Source organism: Paenibacillus rubinfantis, from assembly GCF_001486505.1.
GTDB classification, from domain to species: domain Bacteria; phylum Bacillota; class Bacilli; order Paenibacillales; family Paenibacillaceae; genus Fontibacillus; species Fontibacillus rubinfantis.
This window is the reverse complement of record NZ_LN909062.1, coordinates 212,579-227,281: the sequence shown is the minus strand read 5'-3', so window position 1 is coordinate 227,281 and position 14,703 is coordinate 212,579. Positions and strand designations below refer to the sequence as shown.

12 protein-coding genes and 2 riboswitches are annotated in these 14,703 nt (G+C 52.7%); of the genes, 9 read left to right on the top strand and 3 right to left on the bottom strand.

The window, feature by feature from the left end; all coding sequences use genetic code 11:
* Positions 1 to 293 precede the first annotated feature (293 nt).
* A riboswitch (cyclic di-GMP riboswitch) is annotated at positions 294 to 378 on the top strand.
* A gap of 39 nt (positions 379 to 417) precedes the next feature.
* From BN3277_RS25445 to dnaI, 3 genes are all read left to right on the top strand, one after another.
* Positions 418 to 591, top strand: a complete 174-nt coding sequence (locus BN3277_RS25445) for an anti-repressor SinI family protein (protein WP_148500975.1) — start codon at positions 418 to 420, stop codon at positions 589 to 591.
* Between the two features lie 207 nt (positions 592 to 798).
* Entirely contained in the window at positions 799 to 2,352 is a 1,554-nt protein-coding gene (locus BN3277_RS04415) for a DnaD domain protein (RefSeq protein ID WP_059041079.1), read from the top strand.
* Between the two features lie 38 nt (positions 2,353 to 2,390).
* Entirely contained in the window at positions 2,391 to 3,344 is a 954-nt protein-coding gene (gene dnaI, locus BN3277_RS04410) for a primosomal protein DnaI (RefSeq protein ID WP_059041078.1), read from the top strand.
* Between the two features lie 525 nt (positions 3,345 to 3,869).
* Here dnaI and BN3277_RS25290 read toward each other — a convergent pair.
* Positions 3,870 to 4,025 (bottom strand): YqzM family protein, encoded by a 156-nt coding sequence (locus BN3277_RS25290; protein WP_089153308.1) that lies wholly within the window; start codon positions 4,023 to 4,025, stop codon positions 3,870 to 3,872.
* A gap of 270 nt (positions 4,026 to 4,295) precedes the next feature.
* Between BN3277_RS25290 and trxA the strand changes: the two genes are divergently transcribed.
* Positions 4,296 to 4,613, top strand: a complete 318-nt coding sequence (gene trxA / locus BN3277_RS04405; protein WP_059041077.1) for a thioredoxin — start codon at positions 4,296 to 4,298, stop codon at positions 4,611 to 4,613.
* Between the two features lie 144 nt (positions 4,614 to 4,757).
* Positions 4,758 to 6,575 carry an excinuclease ABC subunit UvrC gene (gene uvrC / locus BN3277_RS04400; protein ID WP_059041197.1) on the top strand — a complete coding sequence of 606 codons (1,818 nt, stop codon included), beginning with the start codon at positions 4,758 to 4,760 and terminating at the stop codon, positions 6,573 to 6,575.
* On the opposite strand, the gene BN3277_RS04395 is transcribed toward uvrC, so the two are convergent.
* A complete protein-coding gene (locus BN3277_RS04395; RefSeq protein ID WP_059041076.1) occupies positions 6,532 to 8,283 on the bottom strand; it encodes a CPBP family intramembrane glutamic endopeptidase in 1,752 nt (583 codons plus the stop codon). The two genes, uvrC and BN3277_RS04395, sit on opposite strands and share 44 nt — an antisense overlap.
* A gap of 314 nt (positions 8,284 to 8,597) precedes the next feature.
* Positions 8,598 to 8,769, top strand: a riboswitch (cyclic di-AMP (ydaO/yuaA leader).
* A 76-nt stretch (positions 8,770 to 8,845) separates the two neighbouring features.
* Between BN3277_RS04395 and BN3277_RS04390 the strand changes: the two genes are divergently transcribed.
* Complete coding sequence (locus BN3277_RS04390; protein WP_059041075.1) at positions 8,846 to 10,180, top strand: TrkH family potassium uptake protein; 1,335 nt, start codon at positions 8,846 to 8,848, stop codon at positions 10,178 to 10,180.
* Positions 10,181 to 10,196: 16 nt separating this feature from the next.
* On the top strand, positions 10,197 to 10,859 hold the full coding sequence (locus tag BN3277_RS04385) for a potassium channel family protein (RefSeq protein WP_059041196.1): 663 nt from the start codon (positions 10,197 to 10,199) through the stop codon (positions 10,857 to 10,859).
* A 66-nt stretch (positions 10,860 to 10,925) separates the two neighbouring features.
* Here BN3277_RS04385 and BN3277_RS04380 read toward each other — a convergent pair whose 3' ends face one another.
* Positions 10,926 to 11,837, bottom strand: a complete 912-nt coding sequence (locus BN3277_RS04380; RefSeq protein WP_059041074.1) for a LysR family transcriptional regulator — start codon at positions 11,835 to 11,837, stop codon at positions 10,926 to 10,928.
* Between the two features lie 283 nt (positions 11,838 to 12,120).
* Here BN3277_RS04380 and BN3277_RS04375 point away from each other — a divergent pair, with 283 nt between their 5' ends.
* Positions 12,121 to 12,792: a succinate dehydrogenase cytochrome b558 subunit gene (locus tag BN3277_RS04375; RefSeq protein WP_059041073.1), complete on the top strand. Its 672-nt coding sequence runs from the start codon at positions 12,121 to 12,123 to the stop codon at positions 12,790 to 12,792.
* Between the two features lie 162 nt (positions 12,793 to 12,954).
* Positions 12,955 to 14,700: a succinate dehydrogenase flavoprotein subunit gene (sdhA, locus tag BN3277_RS04370; protein ID WP_059041072.1), complete on the top strand. Its 1,746-nt coding sequence runs from the start codon at positions 12,955 to 12,957 to the stop codon at positions 14,698 to 14,700.
* The last annotated feature ends 3 nt before the right edge of the window (positions 14,701 to 14,703 follow it).

The following is a 14,703-nucleotide window of genomic DNA, read 5'->3' as shown; positions in this document are numbered from 1 at the left end:
TCTCAATAAAGAACAATTATCTTATTTTACCTTTAAATATCTGCCTAATTCACGGAATATCGCAAGAAACTGTTCATTATAAGGAACAAAGCCCTATTCTGATGTGCAATGCCGCTTTTTTACCGTAAATGACAAGATCGTTAGGGATCAAACAAAAAAAGCTAACCTTTTCGACGAAAACGGTTTGGCGGGACTACGCAGACTGACATACTTTTCAAAACCGGGCCGTTATAATAAGTACCAAAGATAGCTTGCTGACTCATGAGTCCGTGACTCGACAGCAAAACGTAAGCACCAGATAAGGGTAAACCTGTTGAAAAGCAGGGGCACAAAGTCTCAGATCTAAGGTAGTGATACTAGGATGGCTGGACTGCCTGGGGGCAAAACCAAAATAATGATCTTAGGAGGAGATTATTGTTGAAGAAGTCCGCCCAGGTTATTGTTTATGATCGGTACCCCGGTAACGTTGATCCGGAGTGGGTGGTTTTGCTTGCCATGGCCAAGGAAGCGGGAATCCCCATTGATGAGGTGCGGCGTTTCTTGGCCGGTGACCGATCGAATTTTACAGAATGGTACGTACATAATGAATAAATCTAGCAGGAAGAGGGAGTAAGGGATCGTCCCCTGAAAAGGAGGGGCGGTTCTTTTTTTTGTCTATTCCGGCGTAAAACGTTGTCCCGGCGCGGAGCAGGTGGAAAAAGGGCGATTTTTGTAAGTAGGGGCCGATTCAGAACGAGGTCTTTTATGCTAAAATAGAGGAAGTCTATTTGTGCGTGATAGGGAAGGAGCGATGAAGCCGTGCGCATGAACAACATGCTGCATTTTACCGAAAATCACCGTTATTGCGTATATCGTGACTTCGGCCTCAGTCCCGTCGATGGCAAGATGCTAGGTTTGCTCTATCAGCCGATGGTCGGGGCGTTTGCGATTTCGCTCTACCGGCTGCTGGCGGACCAGGTTCCCCAGGAGCAGGTGGGCTATTCGGACGTGGAGCAGCAGCGGAAGCTGTTCCTGACCCTTGGTCTGGATCCGAGCGAGAAAGGGCGGAAGTTCCTGATTGAGCAGGCCTCCCGCCTGGAGGCGGTGGGTCTGCTTCAGACGAACCGGCTCTATGTTCCAGACAGCGATGATTATATGTACGAATATGAGCTTCAGGCTCCGCTGGCGCCGGCTGAATTTTTCCGGACCCAGCATTTAACTCTGCTGCTGCGGGATAAGATCGGGAAATTCGCGGTGTTGTCCCTGCGGGAGCAGCTCTTCCGCAAGGAGCCGGAGGATTGGTCAGGGCTTAGCCTGAATAAGGAAAATATCACGATCCCGTTTTACGAGATCTTTGAGCTAAATGCGCATTCGATCGATTATGAGCTGGAGCAGGCGATTGCCGAGACGTCGATCGCAAGGCAGCCGGGGCTCAAGCTGGCCTTGGAAGAGGAGGAAGCGATCAATTACGCAGATATCATCCTGCGCTTCCCGCGGGAATCGCGGAATCGGTCGTTTGTTGAGGCGCTTCGGTTTGACCCGGAAGGGATGGGCGTGGTGAACTTCGTGGCCCGCAAATACGATTTAAGCGTGCAGGACCTATGCCGGCTGCTGGATGAAGACGGCGTCTTCGATCCGGACGGCGCTATTCTGCTGGATGCGCTCCAGCACAAGGCGAACCTGCAGTTCCGGCAAGGCAAGAAGCGCCAAGAGGAACGAGAAGTGACCTATGGCAAAATCGTCGCGTTACGCGGCGAGGAGTCCCAAGGGGGCACCGCTGCTTCAGCAGCGGGGAACGTGGCGGAAGAGGTTGCCGTGCAAATGGAGTATTACGTCGACGTTCCGCCGCAATTTCAAAGCAAATGTGATATTCACCAATATAATATGATGCTTCGCAATGAGCCGTATACCCGGTTGCTTAAGACGTTTTTCCCGGGGACGATTCCGGATAATCTGCTGGACATTTTTGAGAAAATCGACCTGAACTATAAGCTGCCTGGAGAAGTCATCAACGTGCTGATTCATTATTTGATGTCGCTGCTTACTTCTGGCGGGGAGCAACGGATCAATCGCAATTTCATCGATGCGATCGCTGCCAACATGCTGCTGAAGCAGATTAGTACCTACGAGCAGGCGGTGCAATATATCCGCGATCAATCGAAGGTGAAGGAGAAGGTCAAGGAGAAATCGGCCGGCGCAGCCTCCAGCGGAGGACGAGCACGAACTTACGGCAGCCGCGGGGCGAAGCCAAAGCCGGAGATCCCGATCGTCGAACGGGCTGGTGCGGAAACCGCCGTATCCGAAGAGGAATTTGCTGAATTGATGAAGATGGCGGAACGGATGCAATCCGGAAAACATAAAAAAGAAGTCTGAATTCGTTTGGGCTTGGGGAAGGAAGGTGACACACCGCGATGGAATCACTTGGGGAACTGCTGACGCAGATGAAGAACACACAATTAAAACAACGCTCGGTGGAACTGACCAAACGGCTGATGAACGACCCCTTGGTTTGGGAACTCCGGGACCAACATCCGGAGCTGGAGCAGGAGCAGTTGACGCGCGGAATGGCGAAGCTGTATCAGTACGTCAACGATAGCAAGCATTGTGCCAATTGCCCGGGGCTGGCGAACTGCCCTAACGATTTCCCCGGCCATTTTACGAAATTGACGGTCGAACAGGTGGGTGATAGCCCGCAGCTGGTGGATCGGCAGGTTCCTTGCTCCAAGCAGCTGCAATATGAGCGGGAAGTGTCCGTCAAGAAACGAATTCATAGCTTTTATGTGGATGAGCGGGCGCTGGAGGAAGGGTACAATGCGGTTGAAATTATGGCTAAGGACAGCTCGCGAGCGCCTGCCGTTGGCCAAATTTTTCGTTATATTGAAGAAGCTAAGGGGTCTGGCCTGCCATCCAAAGGCTTGTATTTGGAAGGACCGTTTGGCACCGGCAAGACGTTCTTGATGTGTTATTTACTGCATGAGCTGGCGAAGGAAGGGTATTCCGGGGCGATCGTATACATGCCGGAATTCGTGGAAGAGCTGAAGAGTATGCTGCAGGACAGCGACAAGCTGCGGGATACGGTGGAAATGATGAAGCAGGTGGATCTGCTGATCTTTGATGATATCGGTGCGGAGAACCTGAATCCGTGGGCGCGCGACCATGTGATGGGCGCGATCCTGAATTATCGGATGAACCGCAAGCCGACGTTCTACACGTCGAATTATTCCCTGAACGCGCTGGAGAAGCATTTGAGCTTTACGAGCAAGGACGGGGAGGAGCGGCACAAAGGCCAGCGGTTGATGGACCGGATTGCTCCGTTTGTTGAGGTAGTGCAGGTAAACGGGACAAATAAACGCGGACGAGCGTAGAGGTCGTTCAAAAAGTCATCTTCCGATCACGAGGTCATTCAGAGAAGAGGAACCGACGTCGAATCTTGAACTCGGCCGGGTCCTCCGTTGCTCACGTACCCAAAACGTACGCTCCGCTACTCAGACCCTAGCCTCGTCCAACCTTCTCGGTGCTCGAAACCTAACTTTTTGAACCTTCATTAAAACGAGGTCGTTCAAAAAGTCATCTTCCGATCACGAGGTCATTCAGAGAAGAGGAATCGACGTCGAATCTTGAACTCGGCCGGGTCCTCCGTTGCTCACGTACCCAGAACGTACGCTCCGCTACTCAGACCCTAGCCTCGTCCAACCTTCTCGGTGCTCGAAACCTAACTTTTTGAACCTTCATTAAAACGAGGTCGTTCAAAAGTCATCTTCCGATCACGAGGTCATTCAGAGAAGAGGAATCGACGTCGAATCTTGATAGAAAAAGAGCCGGGCTTCCCTTATCGGGGGAAGGCCCGGCTCTTTCGTTTGATGTCGCGGTTCGATTACCGCCAGATTCGCTTAGCTGGCGATAAATTTAATGATGACCATGCCGAAGAAAATCACGGCCATAAACGTCAACATGCCAAAAAAGCCGTTCATCAAATCAAACAAGTCGTTGCGGGGTTCTTCGTTGATATGCTGCCGCGGATCGTTCGCATGCGTGTTAGCATCCATGGCGACGGGCCTCCTCAGGAAATAATCGTCTCGTCAATGAAGTATGTCATAGACAATCCGTTTTCAGGTTATTCTTAGTATAACCAAACCCTTTTCACTTTGTAAAGAAGGCGTTATCATGCACTTTCTTTTTTTCAGTGGAGTGTGGTATAATTGGTTCGGCAGCTGTTTTCCAGGCTGTCTGCATCATTTTTGTCTAACTATCCAGTTGTTCGTGAGCTCGCGTCATTAGGTGCGGGTCCGGGCAACCCCAATAAGGAGGAAATAATCATGGCTATCGTGAACGTATCCGATCAGTCCTTCAACGCCGAAATCGAAGGGCAAGGTCCGGTTCTTGTTGATTTTTGGGCTCCATGGTGCGGTCCCTGCAAAATGATCGCTCCAATTCTGGAGGAGCTGTCCACAGAAGTAGGAGACTCGGTGAAGATCGCCAAGCTGAACGTGGATGACAACCCGGAAACGGCTTCCCGTTTCGGCGTAATGAGCATTCCTACATTGATTCTGTTCAAAGACGGTCAACCGGTCGACAAAATCGTCGGGTTGAACTCGAAGGACACGCTGAAGAACCTGATCGCTAAACACCAATAATCCAGACGATCAGGCGCGTCGCTTGACGCCTTGGATGACGCCTCCGGTTTGGGCCGGAGGCGTTTTCTGCGTTAAAATGGAGAGGAGAAAGGAGGAGGAAGCTTGGACGCACCTACCAATGAAACGTTAAGTTATGAGAAGGCGATGGAGAGAATTCAGCATAAGCTGGCCTTGTTGCCCGATTCGCCGGGTTGTTACCTGATGAAGAACAAGGAAGGCACGATCATTTACGTCGGGAAAGCCAAGGTGCTGAAGAACCGGGTTCGTTCCTATTTTACGGGCAGCCATAACGGGAAAACCCAGCTGCTGGTGTCCGAGATCCGCGACTTTGAGTACATTGTCACCGCAAGCAATATGGAAGCGCTCATCCTGGAGTGCAACTTGATCAAGGAATACCATCCGCGTTTTAATATCCTGCTTAAGGATGACAAAACTTTTCCTTACATTAAAATTACGAACGAACCGCATCCCCGGCTGGAGGTTACCCGGCGGGTGCTTAAAGATAAAGCGAAATATTTTGGCCCGTATCCAAACGCCTACGCAGCCCAGCAGACGAAGAAGCTCCTTGACCGCATGTACCCGCTGCGCAAATGCAATGTGATGCCCAAAGAGGTGTGCCTGTATTACCACATCGGCCAATGCCTGGCGCCCTGCGTGCAGGAGGTGGCAAAGGAAACGTACGAGTCGATGACCCAGGAAATCACTTCGTTCCTTAGCGGCGGGCATGAGGAAATCAAGAAAGAGCTGCAGCGCAAAATGCACGAGGCGGCCGAGGAATTGCAATTCGAGCGGGCCAAGGAGCTGCGCGATCAAATCATCAACATCGATGCGCTGATGGAGAAGCAGAAGATTACGGTGACCGACGCGAAGGACCGCGACGTGTTTGGATACGCCGTGGACAAGGGCTGGATGTGCGTGCAGATTCTGTACATGCGTCAGGGGAAAATGATCGAACGGCACGCCTCGGTTTTTCCGTTTTACGGGGATGCCTACGGCGATTTTATGTCCTACGTCACGCAGTATTACAGCGATAACCCAGCTTTGCCACAGGAGATCCTGTTGCCGGAGAAGCCGGAGGATCAAGAGGAAGCGGGGGCGCTGGATGCCCCAACCGCCTTGCAGGAATGGCTGGGAGTTAAGACGCTGGTGCCGCAACGCGGCTTAAAGCGGCAAATGACCAAGATGGCCGAGGAGAACGCACGCGTCTCGCTGGACGAGAAGTTCCGTCTGATTGAACGGGATGAGGAACGCACCTCGAAGGCCGCCGAGAACCTTGGCAAGGCGATTGGCCTGGAGTCGGTGTCGCGAATCGAAGCGTTTGACAACTCCAACATCCAGGGGACGAATCCGGTCTCAGCGATGGTGGTGTTTATCGACGGCAAGCCGGCCAAGAAGGAATACCGCAAATATAAAGTGAAAACCGTGCAAGGCCCGGACGATTATGAGACGATGCGCGAGGTCATCCGCCGCCGCTACGAGCGGGTGTTGAAGGAGAACCTGCCCCGCCCTGACCTGATCGTTGTCGACGGGGGCAAAGGGCAGATCTCCGCAGCCACCGACGTGCTGGAGAATGAGCTGGGCTTATTCATCCCGGTGTGCGGCCTTGTGAAGGACGCCAAGCATAAAACGGCGCAGCTGATGGCGTTTGATCCGCCAGAGCCGGTGTATCTGCCGCGCGACAGCCAGGAGTTCTACCTGCTGCAGCGGATTCAAGATGAGGTGCACCGCTTCGCCATCTCCTTCCACCGCGAACAACGGGCCAAGTCGATGGTCACCTCGCGGCTGGACGCGATCCCCGGCATTGGGGAGAAACGCCGGAAGGCGCTGCTGAAGCATTTTGGTTCGTTGAAAAAAATAAAAGAGGCCTCCGTCGATGACTTTCGGCCTCTTTCGATCGGGGACAAATTAGCCCGCGAAATTATAAATGCCCTTCGGGACGAGGATCCACCAGAGGAGTCGTAAAATACGGCTCCTCTTTTTGCGGTTGCAGTGGCGGATTCTTTCGTTCCTTGCTTGGCGGATTAAACAGGTAAATCACATAAGCGACGATCGCCGGTAAGGCGATATAGAACAGCCCGGCGCCAATATTCAGCGCTCCGCCCATAAACATCAAGCTCAGCGACATCAGGATGCTGTCGAAGATGACATGCGAGAAGACGACGGTAGCGAAGCCGTATCGCAGGAACACGAGGCTGAACAACAGTCCGATAAAGGTCAATTCGATTGGACGTGAAATGACCGGATAAATCGGATACAACGTGTGGCCAAACGCCCAGATTAAAGTCGACAGCAGGCTGGCGATGAAGGTGCTGCGGAACATTTTCTTCAACATCGGAATTCCAAACAAGCGATACACCGCTTCTTCCCCGATTCCCGCCACCCATGCCAGCAACGGGAGCAGCAGCGGATATAACATGTTGTACGGCGATTGTGTCGCATCGGTGGTGGACCAGGTATGAATCGTGTGCTCCAGGATAAAGAAGATGACGGATTGGGCCCCCAGCAGAATTAACGCCCAGGCGTAGCCGTCAGCCACCGAGTGCAGCATCGAGCGGCCGTATCCTTCCTCCCGCGAACGTGACCATAAGTTGACGCCGTTCTTCCGCCACAAGCCGTCCCCGCCCACCAGCGAGAAGTATACGGAAGCGGCGAGGAATAACGTCACCAGGCCCTGGAAAAAGAAACCGAAAATCAGCACACCGGATTCGAGGCCTTCTTTTTGGAAAGCAGGCATCATGTTAAGGGTTCCGATCGTGGATAACACGAAGTACACCGAGGCCAGGAAAATCCCACGCTTAAACGATGTATGGGCCCGCGTCAACGCGCTGTATACGATCGCGAGAATCGCGAGCACGAAGGTCAACAGGGCATATCCGGCATAGGTAAGCCAATTGGCGATTTTCGTCTGACCGGATACGTAATCTAGATGAGCCTGCGGTACCGTAAAGTAGCTCTCCAAGGAAGACACGACACCGTATTCGTAGCTGAGCTTCACTTGCGCTTGCGATTCGCCTAGCGTGTAGCCATTGATCCGGTATTGGAGACCAACGTCCCCTTCATCGGAAGCCAGCTCCAACTCGCTTGGTTGAAAACCAAAGGCGTTCAGGTAGGGTTGTGCCAGCTTTACTTTCTCTTCTAACGTTAAGTCCCCTTCCCAAGCCTTCATGGAATCGGTCGTTTCCGATCCTAAATCGAGCATCATTTGCTTGTTGGCATTGCTGGAGGAAGCAATTTCCTCGAAGCCAACAACTTGGCCGGTCGTCATGTGGACATCGACGGTTACGGCGCTTAACGTCTCGGTGGGGTCAGTATAACGGACGCGGAATACGTCGTAAGGGAACTGTTTTTCATACGTTTTTAAGTACGGGGCGAGCAGATCAGCTTTGGTCAAATATCCAAACAGGTCGGCACGCGTTTCGTATGTAGTTAAGGCTTTCTCTTTGACTGGGGTGGATAGATCCAGACTCAAGACGGTTTGGACGAATTCGGCTGCACTGTCCGCGGCCTTCGATTTGCTGATGACCTCATCCGCTTGCTGCAATTGCAACGACTCCGAGTCGGTGGTAGGGAACAATTGAACGGCGATGAACACGATGAATCCGAGAGCGGCTAGCAGCCACAAGTTTTTGGTCTTTAACCTGCGGCCGGTTGGTTTCTTAGGGGAACTCACTCGCAAAACTCCTTTTTTTGAGGTGAAATTGACGATTTGAGCAGGCGCTCTTTTATAAATGAGGTATGAAAATCCCTCAAGTACGTCAAAGTAAAGATAACATAGCTGACCCCCCTATGCCAGACACGAAGCAAAAATGACGAGAAACGGCAATAACTCCGGCAAGCCTTCGCATCGCTCAGATTCGGGGCGAAGTTGATCCCTCCATCCTCTGATTTCGTCCTATTTTAGGCTATTTCCCGAAAATAGAGCTTTGTGGCGGAAGGAAATAAGGGATATAATCCATTTGACGAAAAATGAAAGAAAACAATTGAAAAGAATATCGGCCGAATTTCGTAAGGAAAACGGGGGAACCGTATTTTTGGGGTGAATTTCACAGGCAGGCTTCGTGCAGTTGGTTTGGAAGTGGCGAAAGCGTCTGTGAATAGGGCAACTGTGCATGTCCGAATCCGTCAGCTAACCTCGTAGGCCTTTGCATCAGGAGCCCAAACACCGAAAGGCATTGGATTTCCAGTGCTTTTTTCTTTTGTTCTTTTTCCATGACATAAGAGGTGATCGTTCGTTGCGAGACAAAAAATTTAGCCTCTCCCCGCCGCAAATCCTAGTGTTAGGTTTTGCCCTTATTATTATGTTGGGAGCGCTGCTGCTTATGCTGCCGATCTCCAGTACGAGCGGAGAACCAATGCCGTTTATCGATGCGCTGTTCACAGCAACTTCGGCCACCTGTGTGACGGGACTGTTTGTGGTGGATACCGGAACTTATTTTACCACCTTCGGGCATATCGTGATTATTCTGCTCATCCAAATTGGGGGGCTGGGTTTCATGACCATGGCGACCTTGTTTTCACTGGTCTTGAAAAGAAAAATCTCGTTGAAGGACCGTCTCCTTCTTCAGGAGGCCATGAACCAGAGCTCCATGGAAGGGATCGTTCGTTTGATTCAAAAGGTGCTGAAGTACTCCCTCGTCATCGAGTCCAGCGCGGCGGTGCTGCTAACCCTTCGTTGGGCCTTTGATATGCCGTTTGGCCGGGCATTGTATTATGGGATCTGGCATGCGGTGTCGCTGTTTAATAATGCGGGGTTTGACCTGTTTGGGGAGTACCGCAGTTTAACCATGCACGTCAACGATCCGGTGATCAACCTTGTGGCGATCTTTTTGATCGTATCCGGCGGATTGGGCTTTATCGTATTGTCCGATCTCGTGGAGTTTCGCAAGCACCGGAGGCTCTCCCTGCATTCTAAAGTGGTGCTGTCGATGACGGCGGCGTTGATTGGGATTGGGGCGCTGGTGATTTTTATTTTCGAATTTACCAATTCCCGGACTTTAGAACCGCTTAGTTGGAGCGGAAAATTGTGGGCTTCAGTGTTTCAATCGATCACACCGCGTTCCGGTGGAGCGGTCACGCTGGATACCGGGGCACTAAGGCAGGCCACTCAATTCTTTATGATCCTCCTGATGTTTGTTGGGGCTTCGCCCGGCTCAACGGGCGGCGGGATCAAAACGACAACATTTACGATTCTTGTTGGTGCGGTGGTTTCGATGGTCCGCGGACGTACGGATTTGGTGTTGTTCCGCTATCGGATCGCCCAGGAACGGATCTTCAAAGCGCTCACGATTACGATGATGGCCCTGTTCCTTATTGTAGCCGTGGCGATGGTGTTATCCACCACGGAGGATGCGAGTTTTCTCGCGATCCTCTTTGAAACGACCTCCGCTTTTGGCACAGTGGGATTGTCGATGGGACTGACGGGGGATTTGACGACATTTGGGAAAATTGTAATCAGCCTTACGATGTTTGCCGGCCGGCTGGGGCCGTTAACGCTCGCTTATGCGATCGGTCCGAAGAAAGGCAAAGAGCTGTACCGCCATCCGGAAGGTAAAATGATCATAGGATAAGGGGAAATCATCGGTGATAAAGAAACAGCAATTTGTAGTGATCGGCCTGGGGCGTTTTGGCTCCAGCTTGGCCCTGGAGCTCATGGATTTGGGGTATGAGGTGCTGGGCATCGACCGGAATGAGGAGCTTGTCGAGGAATTAAGCGACCGGCTGACCCATACCGTTGTAGCCGATGCAACGGAAGAGGAGGTCCTGAAGTCGCTGGGGGTGCGCAATTTCGATTGCGGGATTGTGGCGATCGGCAACGATATCCAGATGAGCATTCTGGCGGCGATTTTGCTTAAGGACCTGGGCCTCAAAACGGTGGTCGCTAAGGCGATTTCGCTCCTGCACGGCCGGGCTTTGGAGAAGCTGGGCGTGGATCGGGTCATCTATCCGGAACGGGATATGGCGATTCGCGTTGCCCATCAGCTGGTCACTCCCAATTTGCTGGATTATATCGAGTTGTCGAAGGAATACAGCATCGTAGAGATGAACGTCCCAGCTTGTCTGAATCAGAAGAGCCTGGGGGACATTAACCCGCGAACGCGCTTCGGCTGCAGCATCGTGGCGATCCACCGCAATAACGGCGTCCTTGTGGCTCCAACTGCGATGGATCAGCTCAACGAAGGCGACATCATGGTTATTATCGGAGCGAAAAAGAACATCGAGCAATTTGAGACGATCCTGACGCAATAAAGATACTTAACAAAACGCTGCACTTCCCGGAGCTTTGAAGCGGGGAGTGCAGCGTTTTTTCTATTATTATAGAGGCATTTCCTTCACCAGGGTTTCGCGGATTTGCGCGATCCATTCCTTCGTCTCGCTGGACAACTCCGATTTGTCGCCATAGACGAGGCAGGTTTCGCGGCGCGTCTGCGCCAGCTCGGGGATCGGCACGGTGAGCAGGCCGTTATCCCGCAGCAGCGGGATCCGCAGGTAGGATTTAGGGAGCAGGGCGGCCGCTTTACATATCGGAAGCAGGCGCACAATCGCTTCAAACGAGTCGATTTCCATGCGGATATCGGGCAGAATGCTGTAGCGGCCAAACAGGTCGTCGATCAGACGCCGGTACCAGGTTCCCTTGGAAAAGACGATCATCGGTCGCCCGTTCAGATCGTCCATGACGAGGCGGCGTTTCTGGCCGGCTGCGGCCAGTTCATGCCCTTTGGGTACGACCAGCTCAAGGTGGTCCTTAAACAGCGGCAGGCATTTCAAGCCGGTTTCGTTCACCATGGAGGCGACGACGCCGATATCCACTCTTTTGTCCCGGACGTAAGACACGATTTCATGGGTTTTGCCGGTGACGAGCTTCAGCTCAATATCCGGAAATTTCTCCATCAGCGCGGTGACGAGCGGCGGGAGCGTGGTTTGGATCGTCGTCAGACTGGCGCCCAACGTCACGATCCGGCGCTCCGCGGCCTTAAAGCGGGACACGGCCTGCAGGAAGTTCTGATGGCGTTGCCGCTGCTCCAGGGCATATTGGTAAGCCTCCTGCCCGACGCGGGTCAACTCTAGTCTTTTCCCTTTGCGATGAAACAGGGAGACGCCCCACTCTTCCTCCAACTTGGCGATTTTTCGCGAAAGGGCGGGCTGGGACAGGTTCAACAGCTTGGATGCCTTGTTCAAACTCGATTGCTCCACGACGGTGGTGAACACCAGCAGTTCTTCCAGCATGGGGAGACCTCCTTTTTCTGGGCGGATGACAGGATTCGACAGGTTTGCTTATGTGAATTCGTTATAATGATTAATAAATATATTGCAATTCCATTATAAGATAAAAAGGAGTAACATGAAAAGTGACACAAGTTGTTCACATGTTACTTTAGGCACAAAGGGGAACAGCCGACTGTGGTGTGGTATTTATCATATACAATGACCGCGCCCCGTATAGTCGATTTTTGAATGATTTTGCGCAAGTTGAAACGGACGATGGATGGAGAAAGGGGTACACGCACTTATGAAAGGGTTTTATTCCAGAAAACTGCACTCATTGCTGGGCGTCATTCCGCTGGGGTTTTTCCTGCTCGAGCACATGATCACCAACTTTTCGGCGGTTGAAGGCGGGAGCGAAGGGTTTAAAGAGGCCGTGGCATTCTTAAACAGCTTGCCGCTCGTCTTGGTTTTGGAGATTTTCGGGATTTGGCTGCCGTTGTTGTATCACGGGGTTTATGGAATGTATATCGCGTTTCAGGCCAAGCCGAACAACGGGCGGTTCCCAACCGAACGTAACCTGCGTTATTTGCTGCAGCGGATTACCGGTGTAATCGCGTTTGTGTTCGTGATTTGGCATGTGGTGGAGACCCGCGTACAGGTGGCGCTGGGGAATGTCACGCATGAGGAATTAGGCGGCGTGATGCATGACATTGTCAGCAACCCAATCTTCTTCGTGTTGTATTTGATCGGGGTTGTGTCGGCCGCGTTCCACTTCACGAACGGGTTGTGGTCGTTCCTGGTCAGCTGGGGCGTCACGGTGGGTCCACGGGCGCAGCGCGTGTCCTCGTATATTTGCATGAGCTTGTTCGCCATCGTTGCCATCATGTTTGTCTGGTCGCTGATCGCTTTCCGCGGCGCGGAATTCCAGGCGGAAGGTACGGCTTTGCTGGTAACGGCCAAGGCTTGGCTGGCTTAGGTTTGGATTAGAGGCTAAGCGAATGCTTACGAGGCAAGTTTTGTTCGTAGAATACTCGTTGATGTAACGCTCACAAAACTAAGCGAATGCTTACGAGGCAAGTTTTGTTCGTAGAATACTCGTTGATGTAACGCTCACAAAACTTTTAGGAGTTGAAATAGAATGGCTAAACAAAGCTTAATCGTCGTTGGCGGCGGCCTGGCCGGCCTGATGGCTACGATCAAATCGGCTGAAGCGGGCGTGCCGGTGCAGCTCTTCTCGCTCGTGCCGGTGAAACGTTCCCACTCGGTATGCGCGCAAGGCGGCATTAACGGGGCCGTAAATACAAAAGGGGAAGGCGACTCCCCTTGGGAACATTTCGACGACACGGTATACGGCGGGGACTTCCTGGCTAATCAGCCGCCGGTGAAGGCGATGTGCGAGGCGGCGCCCGGCATCATTCACCTGATGGACCGGATGGGCGTTATGTTCAACCGCACGCCGGAAGGTTTGCTGGATTTCCGCCGGTTCGGCGGGACGAAGCATCACCGCACGGCATTTGCCGGCGCGACGACCGGACAACAGCTGCTGTACGCGTTGGATGAGCAGGTACGCCGCCACGAAGCGGCCGGGCTGGTCACGAAGTATGAGAACTGGGAGTTCCTCTCCGTTGTGCTGGATGATGAAGGCGTTTGCCGCGGCATTACGGCGCAGAACCTGCGCTCGATGGAAATTACAACGTTCCCTTCGGATGCCGTGATTTTGGCGTCGGGGGGCCCTGGGATTATTTTTGGTAAAACAACGAACTCGGTTATCAACACGGGGACGGCGGCCAGCGCCGTGTATCAGCAAGGCGTAACGTACGCCAACGGCGAGTTTATTCAAATTCACCCAACGGCGATTCCGGGCGACGATAAGCTGCGGTTGATGTCGGAATCGGCGCGCGGCGAAGGCGGGCGGATCTGGACGTACAAGGACGGGAAACCGTGGTACTTCCTGGAGGAGAAATATCCGGCTTACGGCAACCTTGTGCCGCGGGATATCGCGACGCGGGAGATTTTCCACGTATGTGTGGACCAGAAGCTCGGTATTAACGGCGAGAACATGGTGTATCTCGACTTGTCCCACAAGGATCCGAAAGAGCTTGACGTCAAGCTCGGCGGCATCATCGAGATATATGAGAAATTCATGGGTGATGATCCGCGCAAAATTCCGATGAAGATTTTCCCTGCGGTCCATTATTCGATGGGCGGCATGTGGGTCGATTTCAATCAAATGACCAATATCCCCGGCCTGTTTGCCGCGGGCGAATGCGAATACCAGTATCACGGGGCCAACCGGCTGGGTGCCAACTCCCTGGTTTCGGCCATTTACGGCGGGATGGTGGCCGGGCCCAAAGCGGTGGAATATCTCCGCGGCCTGAAGAAATCGACGGAGGACCTCGGTCCGGGCGTGTTTGAGAGCTCCCGCAAGGCACAGGAGGAGAAATACGAAGGCATTCTGGCCATGAACGGCACGGAAAACGCCTATGTCATTCATAAAGAGCTAGGCGAATGGATGACTGCGAACATGACGGTTGTTCGTCACAACGATAGATTGGAAGCAACCATCGGCAAAATCAAGGAATTGAAGCAACGTTATAAGAACATCAACATCAACGATACGTCTCGCTGGAACAATACGGGAGCGGCGTTTACCCGTCAGTTGTGGAACATGCTGGAGCTGGCCGAGGCCATGACGCTGGGTGCACTGCTGCGTAACGAGAGCCGGGGCGCGCATTACAAACCGGAATTCCCGGATCGGAACGACGAGGAATTCCTCAAGACAACTAAAGCATCGTGGACGCCGGACGGCCCGCAAATTTCGTATGAACCGGTCGACGTATCCTTGATCCCGCCGCGGATTCGCGACTACTCGAAGGACAAATAGGAG